Below are 21,044 nucleotides of genomic sequence, written 5' to 3'. Positions count from 1 at the left end.
TGGGAAATTGGGGACTGTCCCCATTTTCCCATTACAGCTGGCGCAGGCTTTCCTCCAGGCCGGTCTTGCTGTCGGTTTGCGCGTCGCGCTGCTTGATCACGCGAGCGGGCACGCCGGCCACCACGGCGCCCGCGGGCACGTCCTCGACGCATACAGCACCGGCTGCGATCACGGCGTTCTCGCCCACATGGACGCCCTCGAGCACCACGGCGTTGGCGCCGATCATGACGTTGTCCTCGATGATGACGGGGGTGGCGCTCGCCGGCTCCACGACGCCCGCGAGCACGGTGCCGGCACCGATGTGGCAGTTCTTGCCCACGGTGGCGCGACCGCCCAGCACCGCGCCCATGTCGATCATCGTGCCCGCACCGATGACGGCGCCGATGTTGATGACGGCGCCCATCATGATCACGGCGTTGTCGCCGATCTCCACGCGGTCGCGGATGATCGCGCCCGGCTCGATGCGCGCGTTGACGCCCTTGAGGTCGAGCAGCGGCACGGCGGAGTTGCGGCGGTCGCATTCGATGTCGGCGTAGACGATGTCGTCGGCGTTGGCGTCGATCACGGCGGCGAGCTCGGCCCACTCGCCGAACACGGTGCGGCCTTCGGGTCCGCCGTAGACGTGCGCGGCGCCCCAGTCGATATCGGCGCCGGCGCGTTCACGGACATACAGCTTGACCGGCGTCTTTTTCTTCGCCGACGCGATGAAATCGATGATCTCCTGTGCGTTCATATCTCAATCCTCCCACGGGTTGGTTGGGGACGTGTTCGTTTCAACCCATTCAGAACATCAGCTCGTCAAAGGTGTAAAAGCCCGGCTCGCGCGCAGCGAGTTTCGTGGCCGCGGCGAGGGCGCCGTTGACGAAGATCTGCCGGCTCGTCGCGCGATGGGTGAGCGAGACCTCCTCGTCGGTGCCGAAAAACGACACCGTGTGCACCCCGGCGACCGTGCCGCCGCGCAGGGCGTGCACGCCGATCTCGTGCGCATCGCGCGCGCCGCACATGCCCTCGCGCCCGAACACGGGGTGCGCCTCGGCGTCATCACGCGCGGCGATCACCTCGTCGAGCAGCATCTTGGCGGTGCCGCTCGGCGCGTCGGCCTTCTGGTTGTGATGGCACTCGACGATCTCGACGTCGAACCCGGGCAGCTCGCGCGTGGCCTGCGCGGTCAGATGCCGCAGCGCCGCGACGCCGATGGAGTAGTTGCCCGACCACACCACGGGTACCTCGGACCCCAGCTCGCGCAGCTGTGCGAGCTGCTCGTCGGTATAGCCGGTCGTCCCGCTCACCACCGCGCAGCCGCAACGGCGCGCATAGGCGAGCGTGGCGGGCAGCGTCGCCACGTTGGAAAAGTCGATGAGCACGTCCGCAGCCGGAGCCTCCGCGGCTTCGGCGAGGTCGAACCCGAACTGCGCCACCACCGTGAACGCCGCGCCGCCCGCGGCATCGCGCATCGCCTCGGCGGTCGTGCGGATGAGGGAGCCCATGCGTCCGGCTCCCATGATCGCGATCCTAAGCAAGCAGACCAGCCCCTTTCATGGCAGCGACGAGCGCCTCGCGGTTGGCATCGGCCATCGGCACGAGCGGCAGGCGGTAGATGGCCTCGCACAGACCCATCTGGGCGCACGCCTCCTTGACGGGGATCGGGTTGACCTCGCAGAACAGCTTGTGGATGAGCGGCAGGCTCCGTACCTGGATGTCGCGGGCACGCGCCACATCACCGTCCAAAAACGCCCGCACCATCTCGTGCACGAGCGCCGGCTGGACGTTGGCCCACACCGAGATCACGCCGGAGGCGCCCAGGCTCATGAGCGGCACGACCATGTCGTCGTTGCCCGAGAACATCTTGAAATCGGGCCCGATCAGGTGCGCGATATCGCTCGCGTAGGCGATCGACCCGCTCGCCTCCTTGATGCCCAGCGCGTTGGGGTGCGCGCTCAGGCGCTCGACATTCGCCACGCTGATGGAGCAACCGGTGCGCCCGGGCACGTTGTACAGGACGCAGGGGATATTCACGGCGTCGAGCACCGTGGCGAAGTGGCGGTAGATGCCCTCCTCGTTGCTCTTGTTGTAGTAGGGCGTGATGAGCAGCAGACCGTCGGCGCCCAGGCGCTCGAAGGCGAGGCTCTTTTCGAGCATGGTCTGCGTGCTGTTGGAGCCCGAGCCGGCGATGACGGGGATACGACCCGCCACGCGCTCGACCACGAACGACACGACCTCCTCGTCCTCCTCGTGCGTCATCGTGGAGCTCTCGCCGGTGGTGCCGAGCGGCAGCAGCGCGTCGGTGCCGGCGTCCAGGTGGAAGTCGATCAGGCGTCCGAGCGCATCGAAATCCACGCTGCCGTCGGTGCGAAACGGGGTGATGAGGGCGACGATCGAACCCTCGAGCCCACGGATATCCATAGCGTATCTCCTTACTGCCGCAGACGCGCGAGCAGGGCGCGTCCGGTATCGGTCACATCGAGTGTGGAAAAGTAGTCGGCCGGCGTCTCGGCGCGGCGGATGAGCTCGCAGGTGCCGTCCTCGCGCAAGAGCACCTCGGCGTGGCGCAGGCGCCCGTTGTAGTTGTAGCCCATCGCATGGCCGTGCGCACCGGTGTCGTGGATCACGAGCAGGTCGCCCATCTCGATCTTCGGCAGGGCGCGATCGTGCGCGAACTTGTCGTTGTTCTCGCACAGGTTGCCCGCCACGTCGTAGACGCAGGTGGCCTCGGCCGCGCTCTTGTCCGGGCCGTCCGCTTGGCCCATCACCGTGATGTGATGGTAGGCGCCGTACATCGCCGGACGGATGAGGTCGCAGGCGTTGGCATCGACCCCGATGTAGTCCTTGTAGATGCGCTTCTCGTGGATGGCGCGGGTGACCAGACAGCCGAACGGTCCCATCATGAAGCGACCCATCTCGGTGAAGATCGCGACGTCGCCCATGCCGGCTGGCACGAGGATATCCTCGTAGGCGCGACGGACTCCCTCGCCGATCGCGCGGATGTCACAGGCCGCCTCGTCGGGGCGGTAGGGGATGCCCACGCCGCCCGACAGGTTGATGAAGCCGATATGCACGCCCATGGTCTGCGCGAGGCGGACGGCGAGCTCGAACAGGATGCGCGCGAGGGCGGGATAGTAATCGTCGCCGTGCGTGTTGCTCGCCAGGAAGGCGTGGATGCCGAACGTCTCGGTGCCGCGCGCGGAGAGCATGCGGAACGCCTGTTCGAGCTGCTCGGCGGTCATGCCGTACTTGGAGTCCCCGGGGTTGTCCATGATGCCGTTGGCAAGCCGGAACAGCCCACCCGGATTGAACCGGCAGCATGCCGTCTTGGGAATGGAGCCGACCGCACGCTCGAAAAAGTCGATGTGCGTGATGTCGTCGAAGTTGACGATCGCGCCGAGCTCGGCGGCCATGCGGAAATCCTCGGCGGGGGTATCGTTCGACGAGAACATGATCTGCGTGCCGCGGATGCCCATGGCGTCGCTCAGCATGAGCTCCGTGGCGCTCGAGCAGTCGCAGCCGCACCCGTACTCCGCGAGGATCGAGATGAGCCGTGGATTGGGGTTGGCCTTGACGGCGAAGTACTCGGTAAAGCCGGGGTTCCAGGCGAACGCCTCGCGCACCTCCTGCGCGCGCTGGCGTATGCCCGCCTCATCGTAGAGGTGAAACGGGGTGGGGAACTGGTCGGCAATAGCGACGAGCTGGTCTTTTGTCACAAAAGGGATCTTTGGCATCATGCCTCCTTGATAGCGCTCCTGCACGATCGATGCAGACAGTCCTGCGGGTATTCCCCGCAGGCCCACTCGGCGGAGCCGCGCCCGGCCGTCGAGTTCGGCGGGATTGCCTTTGCATGGGGTCGTCGCCTGCCGGCTCGCCCGCGCGCCATCGCACCCGCGCCTCTATCGAATGGAGCAACCCTACCATGGATCACTTTGCCCAACAAGAGTAAGCCCTGCGATGACACGGGTTGGAAACGTACGGCGGGGCGGGCGTATACTGAGGTACCCCGCACACGACGATTCGGAGGCGCCATGAACGCGACCGCTATCGATACCGAGGCCGAACTCGCCGAGCTCGTCCGCTTTCGCCGGGAGCTCCATAGCATCCCGGAGCTCGACGACGATCTGCCCGAGACGATCGCCTGCGTGGAGGATGCCCTGCGCTCGATGTCGTGTGAGCTGCTCCATCCCGCTCCCTCCTGCGTATGCGCGTTTTTCGATGTCGGAGCGTCGCGCGCCGTGGCGATCCGCGCCGACATGGACGCGCTGCCCCTGCAGGAGGCGACCGGCGTTCCGTTTGCCTCCGAGCACACGGACCGCATGCATGCCTGCGGACATGACGCGCACATGGCCATGGCGCTCGCGGCGGCGCGATGGGTCGATCGAACCGTGCGCGCGGGATCGCCGAAGCTTGCACGCAACGTGCTGTTCGTGTTCCAACCTGCGGAGGAGACCACGGGCGGCGCCAAGCGCGTGTGCGAAAGCGGCGTGTTCGAGCGGTTCTCGGTCGAGCGGATCTTCGGGTTCCACGTGTGGCCAGACCTGCCATGGGGCATGGTGGCGTCGCGTCCGGGGGCGCTGCTCGCACGCTCGAGCGAGACGCATATCCATATCCAGGGGGCTGCGCTGCATATCGCCAAGACCTATGGGTTGTCCGATACCGATAGCCGCGATGCCGCGCTGGCGGCCGCCCGCTTTTTGGTGTCGGAGCGTTGGCTCATGCGCCGCCTGATGCAGGATGAGCCGTGCATCGCGCAGTTCGGCCTGGTCGAGGCGGGCACCGTGTGCAACGCGGTGGCGGCCGAGGCGCATCTTGCCGGCAGCCTGCGCGTGTTCTCCGACGAGATGTTCGAGCGGGCAAAGCGCGAGCTGCGTGCCACGCTCGACGAGGCATGCGCCTCGACGGGGTGCACCGCCACGATCGAGTTCGCGGAAGGGTATCCTCCGGTGACCAACGATCCCGGGCTGTTTGCCGAAGCCGCGGCGGCCTTACCCGAGCTCACGCGCATCGACGAGCCTCTGCTGATCGCCGAGGACTTCGCGTCTTACCAGCGTCACCTGCCCGGCGTGTTCTTTCTGCTGGGCGTCGGCGCGCCCGAGGATGGCGATGCGGCGGTGTGCGGCGAGCTGGGCTGTGCCGGCTCGGCGCTGCATACGAGCGACTTCATGTTCGACGAGCGCGTGCTGCTGCGCGGGGTCGATGTGTACCGAAAGCTGCTGATGCTCCCGTAGCGACAAGAAGGTGCCAGGTTCAATCTTGTCGCGACAAGATTGTGCCGGATTTTGACAAGATGGTGCCGGGCTCAATCTTGTAGGAATAGAGTCGAGATTAACCGTGTGCAGATGAAAGCGCCACTGGGACCGTTTGCAAGCTTTCCGGCATTAGCTGCGAGCTAATGTAATCCCCTGGCCCTTTCCCTATATTCGATGGCGGGCGGCGCGGGCGCGTCGTCCGTGTCTGTATAGAGGGAAAGGACAGTTCCATGGAAACTCAGAACGCATCGGGCAAGCCGGTTCGCTCCGCGATGGCGGTCGCATCGCTCGTCTTGGGAATTATCGCCCTGTTGACCTCGCTGCTTCCGATTATCAACAACCTCTCGTTCCTCCTGGCGGCGCTCGGCCTCATCTTCGCGGTGGTCGGTCTTGTGGGCTGCATGCGCGGAAAACGCTCCGGTAAGGGATTGGCTATCGCCGCACTCATCGTCAACATCGCTGCCGTCGCGCTCGTCCTGGGAAGCCAGAGCGTTTACAGCGCGGTGCTTGATGACGCCGCTTCGCCTGCCACTGTCGACGTGCAATCCGATGAACAGGTTGCCCAAGATGGCGATGATCCCGCCGATTCGGCCAAGCAGGAGGCGGGCTACTCCATTTCCGATGAGGGACTCGATGCGTCAAACGAATATGCTGCCGTTATCACGGGCACGCTGACCAACAACACGGATGAGGAGAAGAACTATATCCAGGTCGAATATGTTATCTATGACGCTGAAGGCGCACAGATCGGAACCGCCCTTGCCAACACCAACAATCTGAAGGCAGGCGGAACGTGGAAGTACGAAGCGTATTCGACGGTGAGCCCAAGCGAAGTGGATTCTTGGGAGCTTGCAGACGTCACGGGATTCTAGAGACGCCGTTTGTATTGAGGCGTTATAACGGAATGGACGATCCGGTGATGTATTTCGGCGGAGGAACCGGGCGCAATACCGAATCGTCGCTCGATGTAAAGAGATGGGTATGAACAAATGACCGAACGCCTGACCGAGGAAGTGCTCAAGGAGCTGCTTGAGGCGCCGAGCATCGACTCGTTTATCGACAAGCACGAGTTCCCGTCCTGTTCGCTGTCCGATTATCTGCAGCAGATGCTCGAGAAGAAGCATCTCGAGCGGGCGCGCGTCGTGCGCATGGCCGATCTCAACGAGACGTTCGGATACCAGATCTTCACCGGCGCGCGCAACCCGTCTCGCAACAAGGTCCTGCAGATCGCCTTTGCCATGGCGCTGACGCTTCGCGAGACCAATCGGGCGCTTTCGGCGGCAGGGTCGAGCACGCTCACCTGCAAAAACCGTCGTGACGCCATCATCATCTTCTGCATCGACCATGGGTGCTCGCTGCAGAAGGTGAACGAGGAGCTCTATCGGCTGGGCGAGGAGACGATCTGTTAGCCGATGTACGCCGCGGACGCGTATGGCGCGCCCTCCGTGTCCGCGCGAGCTGGTAAGATAGCCGACATGGATACCGATAGCTCGAAACATACCGCCGACACCACGGCGACGACCGGAACGTCAGGTCATCGAGACTCGTCGTCTTTCGAAGACGACGAGCTCGATGCGTTTCTGGCGGCCGTGGATCGTGCGGATAGCTGGCGTGTCGAGCGCACCCTCAAGTGCTCGCCGTTCGAGACGACGGAGCTTGTGAGCTTCGTCGGCGCGGGTGGTGGTGCGCTCGGCCCGTTCGTGCGCAAGCGGATCGATTGCTCGGCGGGTGTCGGGTCGGCGTACGAGACGCTGTGGGCGGCGCAGCGGCAGGGGCGTCGCATCATGTCCGTGCCCCGAATCGTCGAGTGCGCGCGGACGGGCGAGATTTTGACCGTCGTGACGGAGTACGTCGACGGCTCCACACTCGATGAATTCGTGTGCGAGCGTGGGCCCTCATCCACATTGGCGCGAGATATGGGCATCCTGCTATGCGATGCCGTGGCCGAGTTCCACGAGGGCTTCACCACGCCGCTCATCCACCGTGACCTAAAGCCGAGCAATATCATCGTGAGCAACGGGTATCCGGTGGTCATCGATTTCGGCATCGCGCGGACGTGGAGCAAGTCCGCGCAGACGGACACCGCGTACTTCGGGACGCGACCGTATGCGTCGCCCGAGCAGTACGGGTTCGGTCAGACCGACGTGCGCAGCGACGTGTACGCTTTGGGCAAGCTGTTGATCTTTTGCGCCACCGGCGACGAGATGCGCACAGCGACCGATAACGGCTCGCTGATGGAGGCGGGGCTCGACCCTTCCCTTGCCGCAATCGCGGCTCGTGCGACGGCGTTCGACCCGGCGGATCGCTACCGAAGCGCTCGCGAGCTGATGGATGCGCTCTGCGATGTCGAGGTCCGAAGCCCTGGTCTCGGTGCCGCTTCCAGGCATTCGACGGACTCATCCAAGGCGACGGGGGAGCGGGGGCGTTCGAGGACCGATGGCACTTCGGACAGGGTGCCTTCCGCGGAACGCGCCAACACCGATCCAGCGTCAACGAATGCCGAAGATCCTCGGGATCTTGACGAGGCTTTCCGTCAGGCGTTCTCGCGCCTACGTATTCCGTTGATCGCCGGTGACTTCTGGAACCTGTTCATGGTGCTGATGTATGTGATGTGCATCATCGTCAGCACCGAAAACATCATGGCGCCCCCACCCGATATGGCGGATTATCCGTTATGGTTTTTGGTGCTCGAGCATGTGCAGCTGTTCTTCATAGGGTACGGAGCGATCACGTACCTCATGCTGGACAAGCGACGGCTGCGTAAATGGATCAAACCGCTGGCTTCGGTTCCTCGCCGTATCGAGGTCGCCGTGTGCGTGGGGATTGTGGTCTGGTGCTTTGCGTCGACGGTCGTGGCGGGGATAATCGCGGGCATCTAGACCTGCGCTCAAGTTCAACCTTAACGTAAACCTTACATACCTTAAAGGAGTACTTGAAGGTTGCCTATGCAACGGATAGCATTGAATACCTGCGAAAAGAGCGAACTTGCAAGTGCAACTTGAAGGTTGTAAAACGGATGAACCGGACACCTTTAAAGTTTAACTTGAAGGCTTGAGGGGAACTGCAGCCGTGCGCTATCAGGCGTGGCCGCCATCCAAAAAGCGGCGACGACTGAAGTAGTTGTACCAGGTGACCATGAAGGTCGAGATGAGCTTCATGGCCTGATAGCCGACGCTCAGAAACGCGACGCCCACGAACATGAAGAGGTCGTTGAGCCCCAGGCCGATCGCGGAGAGCAGCGCGAAGATGGTGAACTCGCGCTTGCGCGACAGGTCGTCGCGGCGCTCGAAGACGAAGCGCATGCTCAAAAAGTAATTCACGACGACCGAGGCGATGAACGCCAGCGTGGTGCCGACCAGATAGTCGACGTGCAGCAGCTCGACGAGCGCGATCAGCAGCAGGTAATCCACCGCAAGGGAGGTGAAGCCCACCAAGGCGAACTTGGTGAACTGCTTGGCGGTGGGTTTGTTCAGCGCGTTGCGCACGGCAACTCCTTTGCTGATGGCGAACTGGTACGTACCGGTAGTGCGTGTGGATACTCTAGGGCAAACGCCCCCAAAAGGTAAGGGCGTGGTCGAAAACATAGTGAACTCAGCAGACCTTGCACACATTTGGACCTGCGGGCAGACGGCCACGGGCGGACTGCCCATGCGCAGACGGTGCCGCTCCGGTCACACCGCACGGTTGCCGGCAGAGCTTCCGCCGTCCAGCATCACTTTGCGCGTCACGAAGTTCCAGACCATGACGACGGCGGTGGCGCCGATCTTGACGATGCGGTAGTCGATTCCCGCCAGCGTGGTACCGCCCCACATGAGCACGTCGTTGATGCCTAAACCGGCGACGGACAGCGCGACGAAGATCGCGAACTCGCGGCGTCGGCTCATGCCCTGCCGATGGCGGAACACGTAGCGCATGCTCGCCACGTAGTTGAACACGACGGAGGCCGTAAACGATATCGTGGCGGAGACGACCGGATCCATCCCCGCGAGCTCGGTGAGCGCGACCATGAGCCCGTAATCGACGACGAATGCGGCGACGCCCACCGCACCGAATCGCGCAACCTGGGCGATCAGTTCCCTCATGGTGTTTTAGGCCCCTTCCGACGGCACGATATGACGACGCCGCCTGCGCGCACGAATCGGGGCAGGGGACACGCACATGGCGTATCGCACCTGCCCCTCGTGGGAAGCGGACGCGTGTCCTATGGGGTACCCGCCCTACGCGCTCTCATGCTCGGGAATGATCCCGCTCCGGTAAGCTTCAAGAAGCTGACGCAAATCGTTGATCTGGTTGCGGATATCCTCGCCGGTGTCGGTGTCGGACACCATGAGGCGGCGCTTGGGCACGTCGAAGCGCGTCGTCTCGCTCTGGATGTCGGCGTTGCGGGTCAGTGCCTCGTCGACGCTCTTGAACGCCTCGTGGGCTTTCAGGCGCATGCCGCGCGAGCTCGCGATGAGCGTGTAGCCGGCGATGCCGGTCTTGGGATGGTAGGCCTGGCAGAACCCGCCGTCGATCACGAGCAGGCGACCGTCGGCGCGGATGGGGGACTCGCCCTTGATGGTCTTGACGGGCGTGTGCCCGTTGACGATGTGCCCGGTGCCCGGAGCGAGGCCGAACTCGCGCAGGATAGCGTCGCACGCGGGGATCTCCTTGGTGACCTCGAAATAGGGGTCCATGGGCTCCTCCCACGTCGCCTCGTCGGCGATATAGGAACGCTCGAACGTCTTGACGATGCGACCCGAGGCGGGGGATTTGTAGCCCACCCACAGGTACCACATCCAGTCGAGCGCTTCCTGATCGTGGTCGCGCCAGGCGCGGCGGGCGATGGCGTCGCAGAAGTCCATGTAGTCGCGACCCGCGCGCCAGGTTCCCTCGCAGTTCATGCTGGCGAAGGTGCCGTCGGCGTTCATGGGGATGCAGCCGTGGAACAGCAGGTTGCCGTTGCGCACGAGGTACATTGAGCCGTGTCGGTAGAGGTAGTCGATATGGCTGCGCAGGTGATCGGTGTGGGTGAACTCGTAGACGAGCTTGTCCATGATGCGCCGCTCGCCCTCGCTGAGCTCGTAGGGGTGATCAAGGTCGAGCGTGGGGAAGTCGGTGGTGATGAGCGGGTACGAGGTTCCGTCGATCGTGACCGTGCCGGCGTCGAGGTCGATCTTGTCGAGCAGCAGGCGGTCCTCCATGTCGAACTCGGGATGACGCGCGATGATCTGCCCCTCGAGCTTGAAGAGCATCACGTTGATGGCCTTGACGAGCGGCGTGATGCTATCGCCCGCCTTGTAGGTGCGCTCGGCGAACGACACGAGCTCGCGCAGCGAGATACCGTAGTCGTTCTCGAGGATCTCGTAGTTGTTGTAGCGCAGGTTGTTGCGCAGCACGGTGACGATGCAGGCGGGTTGCCCGGCAGCGGCACCCATCCACAACAGGTCGTGGTTGCCCCATTGGATGTCGGTGCGCTGATGGACGCAGCGAAGCAGGCGGTCGAGGATCTTGGCCGCTCCGCCGCCGCGGTCGAAGATGTCGCCGACGAGATGGATGTGGTCCACGGCGAGCACCTTGATGAGTTCGGCGAGCGAGTAGATGAAGTCCTCGGTCGAATCGGTCTCGAGGATCGAATCGATGATGCGCTCATGGTAGCGGACGCGGTAGTTGTTCTCGTCCGGGTGCGTGTGGAGCAGCTCGTCGATGATGTAGGCGAAGTCGTGCGGAATCGCCTTGCGCACCTTGGAACGGGTGTAGCGGCTCGAAAGGCGGCGAGCGACGGTGATGAGCTGGTCGAGCATGCGCTTGTACCAGCTAGGGGAGTCCTGGCGGGCGCGACGCACGAGCGCGATCTTCTCGCGCGGGTAGTAGATGAGGGTGCACAGGTCGGCTTTTTCCCGATCGGTGAGGGTATCGCCGAAGTCCTCGTCCACGTGCTCGCGGATGACGCCGGAGCAGTTGTTGAGGATATGCAGGAACGCCTCGTATTCGCCGTGCAGGTCGCTCATGAAGTGCTCGGTGCCCTTGGGCAGGTTGAGGATGGCCTGCAGGTTGATGATCTCCGTGAAGACCGACTGCTGGTTCGGGAATTTTTCGGAGAGAAGTTCAAGGTACTTAAGCGTTTGTTCTGAACGTTCCGGAGCCAACATGCTCTGCCTCCTTGCCGCGCCGTCCCGTCCCCTGCGGCGGCATATATGAACCGATGATCGGTTCCAGTATGGCGGAATGGCGCCCGCGTCGCGTGAACTTTTCGGTTCCTCTTCGGCAAACGGCCCAATCGGCCGCGCTGTGGACGAGTGCGGGTGCAATGAAGTCGGACGTCTTGTCACGCGCAACCGCCCGACCCGATTTCACGCGCGGTCCCTTAGCGGGACTGGGCGCGGTATGCCTCGCAGACCTCGGCGACCGGCCCGTCCATGCGCAGGTCGCCCTTCTCGATCCAGATGGCGCGCTGGCAGATGCGCTCCACCTGCTCGATGTCGTGCGACACGAACAGCACCGTGACGTCGCCAGAATCGATGAGCTGGCGGATGCGTCGCTCGCATTTTTCCTGGAAGAACACGTCGCCCACCGACAGCGTCTCGTCCACGATGAGGATATCGGGCTCGGTGACGGTGGCGATGGCGAAGGCGATGCGCGCCACCATGCCCGAGGAGAAGTTCTTGAGCGGCATGTCCATGAAGTCGTGCAGTTCGGCGAAGTCGATGATGTCCTGCAGGTTGTCGTCGATGAACTGCCGCGTGTAGCCCAGCAGCGCGCCGTTGAGGTAGATGTTCTCGCGCGCGGTGAGCTCGGGGTCGAAGCCCGCGCCGAGCTCGATCAGCGGTGCGATGTTGCCGCGCACCGTGCAGCTGCCGCGGCTGGGTTCCAGCACGCCGGCGATGATCTTGAGCATGGTCGACTTACCCGAGCCGTTCGTGCCCACCAGTCCCACGATCTCGCCGCGACGGATGCGGAACGAGATGTCCTTGAGGGCACGGAACTCCTTGAAGAACAGCTCGCGTCGGACGAGTTTGATGGCGTACTCCTTGAGGTTGGTCAGGGATTCCGACGCCATGTTGAACACCATGGTCACGTGGTCGACGTCGATGGCGTAGGGGGGATTGTCGCTGGTTGTCGTCATGTCTGGCATCAGAGCTTCCGTTCGCTGTCTTAGGGGATCAGATGTAGAGGATGAACTTGTGCTCGAGCCGGTGGAACACGGCGGCTCCGACGATGAGCATGAGCGCCGCCCATCCGGCGCACAGCGCGACGGTGACCGGCTCGGGGTTCGCCTGCCATAAGAAGATCTGACGCATGAAGGTCAGGTAGTTGTACATGGGGTTGCCGTACATGAGGGCCTGCAGGACGTTCGGCATGGCCTTGATGTAGTCGTCGGTCCAGAAGATGGGCGTGAAGTAGGTCCACGCCGTGATCACGACGCTCCACAGATGCATGATGTCGCGGAAGAACACCGTGAGCGCGGCGAGCAGCAGGCCCAGGCCCATGCAGAACAGCATGAGCAGTGCGAGCCCGACCGGAAGCCAGATGAGATGCCATGTGGGCAGGATGTGGAACCACAGCATGACGAGGGCGACCGCGACGAGCGAGAAGCCGAAGTTCACGAGCGAGAACAAGGTCTTTTGCACGGGGAACACGTAGCGGTGGACCTTGACCTTCTTGAGCAGCGAGGCGTTGTCGATGATGGACATCAGGGCCTGCGAGGTGGAGTCGCTCATGACCGAGAACGTGACGGAGCCCACGATGAGGTAGAGCGGGTAGAGCTCGGGCGGGACGGAGCCGTTGCGCCCCTGAGCGAAGATCGTCGAGAACACCAGCGCCATGACGGCCATCATGAGCAGGGGATTGAGGACGCTCCATACGATGCCGAGGACGCTGCGACGGTATTTGCGTTTGAAGTCGCGGGTGACGAGCTGCTGCAGGATGAACAGGTCTTTTTCCATGTCGCTTTTGGCATGGGTCGCCGTGCGCGTGATCGAGGTGATCGCCATGTGCCAACTCCCTCGTGCAAGTACTGGTGTTCTTGCGGCCGCATCCTAGCACAGCGTTGTCTACGGCATGGTATCTGCACGTACGTGAAGTAATTACGGAATAGCCGCCATCAGTGAATAACCGAGGCGGACGCGTGAAACCTGCTCGTTCGGCGCACGCTCCTGCCCGGAAGAGAGTCGGTCCGACCCGATCTCACGCGGGCTACTTGAGGAGTTCCCAGGGCTGCTTTTGGAGGGCGTCGGCAAGTCGGCAGAGCGTGTCGAGCTTGATGTTACCCTCGCCGTCTTCGATCGCATCGAGCGATGGGCGGCTGATGTTGGCGATCAGGCAGAAATCGACCTTCGAGAGGCCGTGCTCAACGCGTGCTCGGCGCACGTTTTTGGCGAGTGTCTGCTGGATCGTCGTCTTCATACGACGAGTGTCGCGAACCGCGAAAACGAGCGTGTAAATCGCGCTTTACGTTCGGGATAAGTCCGCATCATTTCCATGAGCGACGATAAATCCGCAGGGAAATGCCTAGATAAGCAGCTCCCACGGTTCCACGCCTAGGCCGTGCGCCACCCGCTCGAGCGTGTCGAGTGTGATGTTGACGCGAGCGGATTCGATATCCATGACGTGGCTTCGGCTGAGTCCGACCATCATACCGAAGCGCCTTTGAGAGATCCCCGACCGTTCGCGCGCCATACGCATGTTATATGCGAGCTTTTCGCGCAATAGCATCTCCATGGATTCGAGTTTGACCGCATCTGCGCGAACGGGTGTCGACCGCGCTTTACATGCGCGCCTGCGGAACATGTGACGGCATGGCAATTATTTGTCTATCTGCGCTGGCTCGAGGGCTGTTCATGCCGTGTGATACCATGGGCCTGTTTGCTCTGTGTCCATTGTGTTACCGAGGGGGGACTCGGCTTGGAAACCGGGAACAATTCCTCGATTGACGAGCGTGAAGACGACGTCAATCGCGCCGATATCGCTGCCGCCGACGATGCTTCCGTAGAGGAGCTCGGGCTCGAGGACGAAGACAAGAAGTCCGGCCCTTCGCCTGTCCGCTTCGTCAAGCGCCAGGTCAACCGCGTCCGTCTGCTGTCCATGTGCTCCGAGGGCTTTTCGCTCAGGGGTGCGCGCACCTGGATCCGTCGTACGCGCTCCGACTGGCGCCATCGCACCGTTCCGTCATCCGACGTTCGCAGCGCCCACAAGCGCGGTTTTTCCGTCAACCAGGTTCGTCGCTTCGACGTCGATGCGCTCGACGCCTCGACGTGTCTGTCCGAGCGCGAGTACGATCTGCTGTTTCCCATGAGCGGTCGCTACGGTAAGTGGGTCGACGACCGCGTGACGTCGCGTTTGGTCGCAGGTCCGCTCGCCGAGCGTTTCGAGACCATGCACTTCAACATCATCTCGCGCAACGGTGAGCTGCTGTTTATCCCGCTGTCCGACGAGGCGCGCGCCTACGCACACGACGGCGCCGTGGACCGCGACGGCTTTCTGGCCTTCTGCCGCGATCTGGGCGCGCGTCCCGAGTGCAACCTGAGCGTGACCGGCTCCGCCTGGTCGTCGCGCTACTCGCTGCGCATCGAGCCTGACGGCAAGCGCTTCGTGCGCGGGGAGGATACGATCACGGCCGACGAGCTGCTCGAGCGCATCTCCCTTCGCGCCGCCAGCGTGCCGCTCGTGGTCTACGAGGTCGCGCCCAAGGACGCCTCACTTGCCGCCCTGCAGGAGGGATGCGACAAGAACCTGTTCGGCAGTATCCGCCTCACGCTGTGCAACTCCCTCGGCAACGATCCGTTCGTCGCCGACGCCTACATGCGCATCCTTGCCCGCGAGGCCTCCGATATGGATGAGGATCAGGTCGAGCGCGTGGGCGAGCAGATGCTCGATGCCGAGGAGCTCCAGGACGCCGAGTCCGAGGAGCAGGAGCAGCAAGACCCCATCCGCTACTATGCGGCCCCGATCTCGCTTGAGGACGGCGCCTTCGACGGTGCCCGTGCCATGCTGCCCTACGGCAACTACCGCGATGTCGAGACCTTCGACGGCACGGACCTCAAGATCCGCGGCACGGTCGCGCATTGGGACGAGATCATGGCCTACGTGGTCGCGTACATGAAGCGCATGCCGCAGGTGGAGTTTTTGGAGATGTCGATCCGCAGCTTCGAGGACGGCTTCGCGGTCGTGCGCCTGAACTCGTTCCCGTCGTTCAACCGCGCGTTCCCACTGCCTGCAGATGTCCAGGCCTTCCTCAAGCAGAAGGCCGCCGACAAGCGCGAGCTCGGCCGCTCCGAGGCGCGCCAGCGCGTGAGCCATGCGGCGTTCCTCCGGTGGCGCCGCTCGTTCACCAAGCTTCTGTTCCCGGCGGGCATGGTGTACTACCAGGGCCTGCGCTACCCCCATGACGTCATCGAGGACTTGTTCTCGAGCAACGGCATCAAGCTGTCGCGCAAGCTGTGGGGCTATCGCCACGGCTTCCTCTCGTATCGCCTCGATCTATATCCCGAGTTGGGGGAGGACAACTGGCAGTCGTTCGTGACCGACTTCGAGTACCGCTGGCTGCGCCACATCAACCCCAAGTACCGTGCGTGGATGGAAGACAAGATCACCATCAAGTACGTGCTGTCCGAGTTCGGCGAAAATCTGCCCGCGTACTATTACTTCACCAGTTGCCGCGCCGGCGAGAACCGCATCGTGCCCATGATGGACTGCCCCGAGGGCTACGGCAACACGATCGAGGACATCTTGCGGCTCACGCGCGAGCTCGGCGTGCTCGCCCTCAAGCCCGACGAGGGCTCGCACGGCGAGGGCTTCTACAAGTTGAGCTACGAAGACGGTGCCTACAAGCTCAACGGCGAGCCCACGACCGAGGACCACGTCGTCTCCATCCTGCGCGATCCCAACAACCAGTACCTCGTGACCGAGTACCTTGAGCTGCACCCGCAGCTCAAGGAGATCTACCCGGGTGCGGTCAACAGCGTGCGCGTCACGGTGTTCAAGAAGGACGGCGTGCATCCGCAGATCGGCAACGCCTACTTCCGCATCGGCTCCACGCGCACCGGCGCGGTCGACAACGTGGTCGCCGGCGGCCTCGTGGCGGAGGTGGACGTCACGACCGGGCACTACGGCAACGCCCGTACGCTCGTGGACAACCGCATCGTGTTCGAGAGCAACCATCCCGACACCGGCGTGCTCATCGAGGGCACCTTGCCGCATTGGGACTACATCCGTGAGCGCGTGCTCAAGATCGCGGCGTCCGTCCCGCAGCTCGAGTACATGGGTTTCGATGTGGCCATCACCGAGCAGGGCTTCAAGCTGCTCGAGGTCAATCGCTACCCGGATTACCCGCGCATCTCACGCCTGACGCCCGAGACCATCGACTACCTGCTCATGAAGATCGCCGACAAGAAGCGCTTCTGCGACATCGAGCACAATCACAGCCTGTTCAAGCTCCCGAGGCGAGACGCATGAAAGTCCTCGCGCTGAGGCTCATGCGCGCGGTGCTCAACGCGGTGTACGCGGTCATGAAGGCCGTGACACGCGAGCATGGCGACCGCGTGCTGTTCTTGAGCCGTCAGGGCAACTCGATGCAGTTCGATTTCCAGCTCATCATCGATGAGCTGGAAAAGCTGCCGCATGCGCCCGAGTGCGTGGTCATCTGCTGCCGCTCGGACAAGGACCTCGCCTCGCGCTTCCGCTATTCGTGGGCGTTCGTGCGCAGCATGTACTATTTGGCCACCTCGCGCGTCTGCGTACTCAACAGCTACTGGCCCGCGACCTCGATCCTGCATCATCGCGACGGCCTCCTCGTGATCCAGATCTGGCATGCCGCGGGCAAGATCAAGCAGTCCGGGTATCAGACGCTCGACCGCGATATGGGCCATTCGGCGTTCGTTGCGCGCGAACTCAGGATGCACAAGGGCTACGACATCGTGATCGCCGGCGCCAAGGCGTGGAACCCGTTCTACTGCGCGTCGTTCGGCATCTCGGAGGACACGATCGCCAACGTGGGCCTGCCTCGCTTCGACTTTTTGCAGACCGAGGGCGAGCGGGTCCGCGAGCGGTTCTTTGCCGCCTATCCCGAGTTGCGCGGCCGTCGCATCGTCCTGTACGTGCCCACGTTCCGTGCGGGCCTGAACGAGGGCGCCGCCGCGCTCGTGCGGGCGCTGTCCGACGATGCGCGCAACGCCGTGATCTTCCGTCGGCACCCCAACCAAAAGCCCATCGCCTTAAACGACCGCATGGTGTACCTCGCGCCCGATTTTTCCACGCTCGAGCTGCTCCTTGTGAGCGACTATGTGGTCACCGACTATTCCGCCGTGGCGGTCGAGGCCGCCTCGGTGCCCGTCAAGACGCTGTACTACTGCTTTGACATCGAAAGCTACATCGCAAAAAACGGCCTGAACGTCGATCCGCGCACATCCATGCCGTCGTGCGTGTATACCGACGCCGAGCAGCTCGCCCGCTCGCTCGACGAGCCCTATCCCGAAGCCGAGTTCGAGGCGTATCGCGCCAAGTACGTGCTGCCGCCCGAGGATCTCGGCCATTCCACCGAGCGCATCGTTTCCATGATTCGTGAGAGGCTTGATATCGCATGATCAGGAAGATCTACCGCTTTGTCATCAAACACCTCAAGTTCGCCTACCTGTGGGTGTTTCGCATCCTCTTTGCGCCGAACCACTTCAAGATCAGCCTGTTCGAGCGCATCAAGTGGGCCGTGTGCGGTGGCTACATGTGCGATCAGGTGGTCCTCTACAAGTTGGACGAGGGCACGCGCGATCAATACCTGTCCGAGTTCGATTGGTACCGCTCCCGCGTTATCAACGAGCCCTACGACGTGATGCTCAACAACAAGGTCATGTGCGCGCAGATGCTCACGCCCCACACCACCGTGCCCGAGGTGCTGTTCTTTACCCAGAAGGGCCACATCGCGTGCCCCGCCGCGCCGCAGCGTTGGGCGACCCACGACGACGTGCTCGCCGAGATCCGCCGGCGCGGCCGTGTGTTCATCAAGCCCATCTCGTCGGGCAAGGGCAAAGGTGTGCACCTGCTCGGCCATGACGGCACGAGCTATACGGTCGATTACGAGCCCGTCTCGCAGCAGGACATGCTCGAGCAGCTGTCGGGCGACGACTGGCACATCTGCGCCTTCGCGCAGCAGGGGACGTTTTTGAACGGCATCTTCCCGCATGCGAGCAACACGGTGCGCGCCATCACCATGCGCGACCGCGCGACCGGGACCTACCGCATGTTCTTCGCGGTGCTGCGCATCGGCACCGAGTCCACGATCCCGGTGGACAACGGCAGCAAGGGCGGCCTTGTGGCCAAGATCGACCTCGCGACCGGCGAGCTGTCCGAGGCCCGCAGCATCCAGGCCGACGTCCACCTGTCGGTGCACCCCGATACCGGTGCCGCCATCGAGGGCGCGCGGATCCCCAACTGGGCCGCGGTCCGCGACGGGGTGGTGGAACTCGCCACGCATTTCCCGTTCTTGGAGTTCGTGGCATGGGACATCCTGATCACCGATGAGGGTTTTACGGTAATTGAGGCCAACGCGTCCTCGGGTGTTAACATCATCCAGATATGGGGTGGACAGCGCCAGGGGGAGTTGGGAGACTTCTACCGCGCGCATGATGTTATACGGTAGGTTCACGTGCGATATGTGATTATGGCTAACGGTGAGGCGCGCCGATGGGGCAATTACCTCGGCAAGCCCAAGCACCTGGTCGAGATTACCGAGGGCGAGTCGCTGCTGGCGCGCACGGTGCGCCTCGTGCATGCGCAAGACCCGCATGCCGAGGTGATCATCTCGGCGCATGACGAGCGCTACGCCGTCGAGGGCGCGCAGCTGTACACGCCTCCCGTGCGCGACCTCGAGATCGACCGCTTCGTGCCCGAGCTGCTCGACCGTCCGTGCTGCTACCTGTACGGCGACGCTTATTACACCGAGGAGTCCATCCGCACGATCTGCCGCACGTCGACCTCGCACGACATGCTGTTCTTCGGTAACGCCGGCCGTATCTTCGCGGTCAAGATGCTCAATCCCGGGTATGTGCGCCAGCTGCTGGACGAGCTGCGACGCAATATCGTGGCCGGCAAGATCGACGATTGCAAGGGCTGGCAGCTCTACCACCGGTATCTGGGGATGGAGCTCGCGGGCAAGGCGATCGCCGACGATTTCGTGTTCATCGAGGACGCGACCACCGACTTCAACACACCCGACGAATACCTCTCCTTTATCCGCAACAGGAAGTAGGAACGTATGCTGTCAACGTTTGTTCAGATCCTTCGTGAGAACTGGGAGATGCGCCGTCAGACCTGGCATCTGGCGCTCACCGACCTGGTCAAGACGTATCGCGGCGCCGCACTCGGCTGGTTTTGGCTGTTCGCGCGCCCGGCGATGTACATCTTCGTGTTCTGGTTCACGCTGTCACTCGGCATGCGTTCGGGTAAGCCGGTCGACGGCAAGCCTTATCTTTTGTGGCTCGCCTCGGGCGTGCTGCCGTGGTTTTTGATGCAGTCCATGATCAGCACGGGCGGCGACGTGTACCGGCGCTATTCGTACCTGGTCAACCGCATCCGCTTTCCGCTCTCGGTGATCTCGACGTTCTACGTGCTGTCATTGATGATCATCCTGACCGCAGAACTCCTGATCATCACCGGCGCGTGCGTGGTGTTCCAGATCCCGCTGACGATCAAGGTGCTGCAGTGGCCGTTGCTGCTGCTCATCATGTTCGTGTTCTGGACGGCGTTTTCCATCGCGTGCTCGCCGCTCTCGGCCATGTCCAAGGACTTCGCCAACCTGCTGCGCACGCTGTCCACGCCGCTGTTCTGGATCTCGGGCATCATCTTCCACCTGGACACGCTGCCCATCGAGATCCAGCGCGTCATGTGGATCAACCCCGTGGCGTGGTTCGTCCAGGCGTTCCGCGACTGCTTCGTCTACGACGACTGGATCTGGTGCAACCATGGCGAGACCGTCGTGTTCGCCGTGGTGTTCGTGGCGGTCATCCTGCTGGCCGTGCGCAATTACCGCCGTCTGCGCGAGGAGGTACCCGATGTTCTCTAAGGCGGCCCCCGTCACCTCGGTGATCCGCGACCGCGATGTGGACAACCCCATCGCGGTGCGCTTCGAGCATGTGACCAAGACCTACAAGCTGTTCCGCAGCGATCGGCACCGTCTGGCCCACGCCATCACCGGCAAGGTCAAGTGCGACACCATCAACGCGAGCGACGATCTGACGTTCACCGTGAACCGCGGCGAGTCGGTCGCGCTTCTGGGCGACAACGGCGCCGGCAAGTCCACGGCGCTCAAGATGATCACCGGCGTGTGCTTTCCCACCAAGGGCTCGATCGAGGTCCATGGTCGCGTGTCGGCCTTGCTGGAGCTTTCCGCCGGCTTTGACATGCGCCTGACCGGCCGCGAGAACATCCGGCTGCGCGGACAGATCTGGGGCTTGGAAAACGACGAGATCGACGCCATGGAGCCCGAGGTTATCGAGTTCTCCGAGCTGGGCAAGTACATCGATCAGCCGATGCGCACTTACTCGAGCGGCATGCGCGCCCGCCTGGGCTTTGCCGTGACCTCGTCCATGAAGCCCGACATCCTCGTGGTGGACGAGGCGCTGGCCGTGGGCGACCGCAAGTTCTCGCTCAAGTGCCGCCGCCGCGTGCGTTCCATCATGGAGGAGGGGCATGTGACCGTGCTGTTTGTGACCCACTCCCTCAAGATGGCCGAGGTGTTCTGCGAAAAGGGCATCGTGCTGGAGCACGGTCACGCCGTCTTTAGCGGCACGATCGAGGAAGCCATGAAATTCTATGCTGGCGACGACGAGGGCGTCGAGTAGG

Annotated in this window: 21 protein-coding genes and 1 riboswitch; of the genes, 10 read left to right on the top strand and 11 right to left on the bottom strand. The window is 63.0% G+C overall.

The window, feature by feature from the left end; all coding sequences use genetic code 11:
• Positions 1-31 precede the first annotated feature (31 nt).
• The 4 genes from dapD to I6E04_RS01800 are packed head-to-tail and all read right to left on the bottom strand — an operon-like array spanning position 32 to position 3,716.
• The gene (dapD, locus tag I6E04_RS01815) at positions 32-733 is read right to left on the bottom strand and encodes a 2,3,4,5-tetrahydropyridine-2,6-dicarboxylate N-acetyltransferase (RefSeq protein ID WP_235421443.1); all 702 of its coding nucleotides are present in this window, start codon (positions 731-733) and stop codon (positions 32-34) included.
• Positions 734-782: 49 nt separating this feature from the next.
• Entirely contained in the window at positions 783-1,502 is a 720-nt protein-coding gene (gene dapB, locus I6E04_RS01810; protein ID WP_235421442.1) for a 4-hydroxy-tetrahydrodipicolinate reductase, read from the bottom strand.
• A 10-nt stretch (positions 1,503-1,512) separates the two neighbouring features.
• Positions 1,513-2,403: a 4-hydroxy-tetrahydrodipicolinate synthase gene (gene dapA, locus I6E04_RS01805; protein ID WP_235421441.1), complete on the bottom strand. Its 891-nt coding sequence runs from the start codon at positions 2,401-2,403 to the stop codon at positions 1,513-1,515.
• 11 nt (positions 2,404-2,414) lie between these two features.
• Positions 2,415-3,716 (bottom strand): diaminopimelate decarboxylase, encoded by a 1,302-nt coding sequence (locus tag I6E04_RS01800; RefSeq protein WP_235421440.1) that lies wholly within the window; start codon positions 3,714-3,716, stop codon positions 2,415-2,417.
• A 5-nt stretch (positions 3,717-3,721) separates the two neighbouring features.
• Positions 3,722-3,892: riboswitch (Lysine riboswitch) on the bottom strand.
• Positions 3,893-4,013: 121 nt separating this feature from the next.
• On the opposite strand from I6E04_RS01800, the gene I6E04_RS01795 reads away from it, so the two are divergent.
• The 4 genes from I6E04_RS01795 (at position 4,014) to I6E04_RS01780 (ending at position 8,113) form a co-directional block, all read left to right on the top strand.
• Complete coding sequence (locus tag I6E04_RS01795) at positions 4,014-5,213, top strand: amidohydrolase (protein WP_235421439.1); 1,200 nt, start codon at positions 4,014-4,016, stop codon at positions 5,211-5,213.
• Positions 5,214-5,464: 251 nt separating this feature from the next.
• The gene (locus tag I6E04_RS01790) at positions 5,465-6,106 is read left to right on the top strand and encodes an FxLYD domain-containing protein (RefSeq protein WP_235421438.1); all 642 of its coding nucleotides are present in this window, start codon (positions 5,465-5,467) and stop codon (positions 6,104-6,106) included.
• 117 nt (positions 6,107-6,223) lie between these two features.
• Positions 6,224-6,643 (top strand): XRE family transcriptional regulator, encoded by a 420-nt coding sequence (locus I6E04_RS01785; RefSeq protein ID WP_235421437.1) that lies wholly within the window; start codon positions 6,224-6,226, stop codon positions 6,641-6,643.
• A gap of 66 nt (positions 6,644-6,709) precedes the next feature.
• Complete coding sequence (locus I6E04_RS01780; protein WP_235421436.1) at positions 6,710-8,113, top strand: serine/threonine protein kinase; 1,404 nt, start codon at positions 6,710-6,712, stop codon at positions 8,111-8,113.
• A 198-nt stretch (positions 8,114-8,311) separates the two neighbouring features.
• Here the strand turns inward: I6E04_RS01780 and I6E04_RS01775 are convergent, their stop codons facing one another.
• The 7 genes from I6E04_RS01775 to I6E04_RS01745 form a co-directional block, all read right to left on the bottom strand.
• Positions 8,312-8,719 (bottom strand): GtrA family protein, encoded by a 408-nt coding sequence (locus tag I6E04_RS01775; RefSeq protein WP_235421435.1) that lies wholly within the window; start codon positions 8,717-8,719, stop codon positions 8,312-8,314.
• A gap of 186 nt (positions 8,720-8,905) precedes the next feature.
• Complete coding sequence (locus I6E04_RS01770; RefSeq protein WP_235421434.1) at positions 8,906-9,316, bottom strand: GtrA family protein; 411 nt, start codon at positions 9,314-9,316, stop codon at positions 8,906-8,908.
• Positions 9,317-9,451: 135 nt separating this feature from the next.
• Positions 9,452-11,365: a fructose-1,6-bisphosphatase gene (locus I6E04_RS01765; protein WP_235421433.1), complete on the bottom strand. Its 1,914-nt coding sequence runs from the start codon at positions 11,363-11,365 to the stop codon at positions 9,452-9,454.
• A 215-nt stretch (positions 11,366-11,580) separates the two neighbouring features.
• Entirely contained in the window at positions 11,581-12,348 is a 768-nt protein-coding gene (locus I6E04_RS01760) for an ABC transporter ATP-binding protein (RefSeq protein ID WP_419179982.1), read from the bottom strand.
• A 28-nt stretch (positions 12,349-12,376) separates the two neighbouring features.
• On the bottom strand, positions 12,377-13,207 hold the full coding sequence (locus I6E04_RS01755; RefSeq protein ID WP_235421432.1) for an ABC transporter permease: 831 nt from the start codon (positions 13,205-13,207) through the stop codon (positions 12,377-12,379).
• Positions 13,208-13,409: 202 nt separating this feature from the next.
• Positions 13,410-13,619 carry a helix-turn-helix domain-containing protein gene (locus tag I6E04_RS01750; RefSeq protein WP_235421431.1) on the bottom strand — a complete coding sequence of 70 codons (210 nt, stop codon included), beginning with the start codon at positions 13,617-13,619 and terminating at the stop codon, positions 13,410-13,412.
• A 105-nt stretch (positions 13,620-13,724) separates the two neighbouring features.
• Positions 13,725-13,892: a helix-turn-helix domain-containing protein gene (locus I6E04_RS01745; RefSeq protein ID WP_268830287.1), complete on the bottom strand. Its 168-nt coding sequence runs from the start codon at positions 13,890-13,892 to the stop codon at positions 13,725-13,727.
• A 225-nt stretch (positions 13,893-14,117) separates the two neighbouring features.
• Between I6E04_RS01745 and I6E04_RS01740 the strand changes: the two genes are divergently transcribed.
• The 6 genes from I6E04_RS01740 to I6E04_RS01715 are packed head-to-tail and all read left to right on the top strand — an operon-like array spanning position 14,118 to position 21,043.
• Positions 14,118-16,667, top strand: a complete 2,550-nt coding sequence (locus I6E04_RS01740) for a sugar-transfer associated ATP-grasp domain-containing protein (RefSeq protein WP_235421429.1) — start codon at positions 14,118-14,120, stop codon at positions 16,665-16,667.
• The gene (locus I6E04_RS01735) at positions 16,664-17,794 is read left to right on the top strand and encodes a CDP-glycerol glycerophosphotransferase family protein (protein ID WP_235421428.1); all 1,131 of its coding nucleotides are present in this window, start codon (positions 16,664-16,666) and stop codon (positions 17,792-17,794) included. Before I6E04_RS01740 ends, I6E04_RS01735 begins: the two co-directional genes overlap by 4 nt.
• Positions 17,791-18,843, top strand: coding sequence for a sugar-transfer associated ATP-grasp domain-containing protein (locus tag I6E04_RS01730; protein WP_235421427.1), 1,053 nt, complete (start codon positions 17,791-17,793; stop codon positions 18,841-18,843). Before I6E04_RS01735 ends, I6E04_RS01730 begins: the two co-directional genes overlap by 4 nt.
• A 21-nt stretch (positions 18,844-18,864) precedes the next feature.
• The gene (locus tag I6E04_RS01725) at positions 18,865-19,452 is read left to right on the top strand and encodes a hypothetical protein (RefSeq protein ID WP_235421426.1); all 588 of its coding nucleotides are present in this window, start codon (positions 18,865-18,867) and stop codon (positions 19,450-19,452) included.
• 6 nt (positions 19,453-19,458) lie between these two features.
• Entirely contained in the window at positions 19,459-20,265 is an 807-nt protein-coding gene (locus I6E04_RS01720) for an ABC transporter permease (protein ID WP_235421425.1), read from the top strand.
• Positions 20,255-21,043 (top strand): ABC transporter ATP-binding protein, encoded by a 789-nt coding sequence (locus I6E04_RS01715; RefSeq protein ID WP_235421424.1) that lies wholly within the window; start codon positions 20,255-20,257, stop codon positions 21,041-21,043. Before I6E04_RS01720 ends, I6E04_RS01715 begins: the two co-directional genes overlap by 11 nt.
• The last annotated feature ends 1 nt before the right edge of the window (position 21,044 follow it).

The organism is Collinsella tanakaei (assembly GCF_021531055.1).
In the GTDB taxonomy this organism is placed as follows: domain Bacteria; phylum Actinomycetota; class Coriobacteriia; order Coriobacteriales; family Coriobacteriaceae; genus Collinsella; species Collinsella tanakaei_B.
Note: the sequence above shows the minus strand (reverse complement) of the source record. Positions and strands in the feature narration are given on the sequence as shown.

Excerpts from the sequence above, each read along its gene's own strand:
- I6E04_RS01715 (WP_235421424.1), top strand. The coding sequence starts at position 20,255 with ATGTTCTCTAAGGCGGCCCCCGTCACCTCGGTGATCCGCGACCGCGAT.
- I6E04_RS01800 (WP_235421440.1), bottom strand. The coding sequence starts at position 3,716 with ATGCCAAAGATCCCTTTTGTGACAAAAGACCAGCTCGTCGCTATTGCC.
- I6E04_RS01730 (WP_235421427.1), top strand. The coding sequence starts at position 17,791 with ATGATCAGGAAGATCTACCGCTTTGTCATCAAACACCTCAAGTTCGCC.
- I6E04_RS01725 (WP_235421426.1), top strand. The coding sequence starts at position 18,865 with ATGGCTAACGGTGAGGCGCGCCGATGGGGCAATTACCTCGGCAAGCCC.
- dapA (WP_235421441.1), bottom strand. The coding sequence starts at position 2,403 with ATGGATATCCGTGGGCTCGAGGGTTCGATCGTCGCCCTCATCACCCCG.
- I6E04_RS01780 (WP_235421436.1), top strand. The coding sequence starts at position 6,710 with ATGGATACCGATAGCTCGAAACATACCGCCGACACCACGGCGACGACC.
- I6E04_RS01720 (WP_235421425.1), top strand. The coding sequence starts at position 19,459 with ATGCTGTCAACGTTTGTTCAGATCCTTCGTGAGAACTGGGAGATGCGC.
- I6E04_RS01770 (WP_235421434.1), bottom strand. The coding sequence starts at position 9,316 with ATGAGGGAACTGATCGCCCAGGTTGCGCGATTCGGTGCGGTGGGCGTC.
- dapD (WP_235421443.1), bottom strand. The coding sequence starts at position 733 with ATGAACGCACAGGAGATCATCGATTTCATCGCGTCGGCGAAGAAAAAG.
- I6E04_RS01795 (WP_235421439.1), top strand. The coding sequence starts at position 4,014 with ATGAACGCGACCGCTATCGATACCGAGGCCGAACTCGCCGAGCTCGTC.
- I6E04_RS01785 (WP_235421437.1), top strand. The coding sequence starts at position 6,224 with ATGACCGAACGCCTGACCGAGGAAGTGCTCAAGGAGCTGCTTGAGGCG.
- I6E04_RS01765 (WP_235421433.1), bottom strand. The coding sequence starts at position 11,365 with ATGTTGGCTCCGGAACGTTCAGAACAAACGCTTAAGTACCTTGAACTT.
- dapB (WP_235421442.1), bottom strand. The coding sequence starts at position 1,502 with ATGGGAGCCGGACGCATGGGCTCCCTCATCCGCACGACCGCCGAGGCG.
- I6E04_RS01745 (WP_268830287.1), bottom strand. The coding sequence starts at position 13,892 with ATGGCGCGCGAACGGTCGGGGATCTCTCAAAGGCGCTTCGGTATGATG.
- I6E04_RS01735 (WP_235421428.1), top strand. The coding sequence starts at position 16,664 with ATGAAAGTCCTCGCGCTGAGGCTCATGCGCGCGGTGCTCAACGCGGTG.
- I6E04_RS01755 (WP_235421432.1), bottom strand. The coding sequence starts at position 13,207 with ATGGCGATCACCTCGATCACGCGCACGGCGACCCATGCCAAAAGCGAC.
- I6E04_RS01790 (WP_235421438.1), top strand. The coding sequence starts at position 5,465 with ATGGAAACTCAGAACGCATCGGGCAAGCCGGTTCGCTCCGCGATGGCG.
- I6E04_RS01750 (WP_235421431.1), bottom strand. The coding sequence starts at position 13,619 with ATGAAGACGACGATCCAGCAGACACTCGCCAAAAACGTGCGCCGAGCA.
- I6E04_RS01760 (WP_419179982.1), bottom strand. The coding sequence starts at position 12,348 with ATGCCAGACATGACGACAACCAGCGACAATCCCCCCTACGCCATCGAC.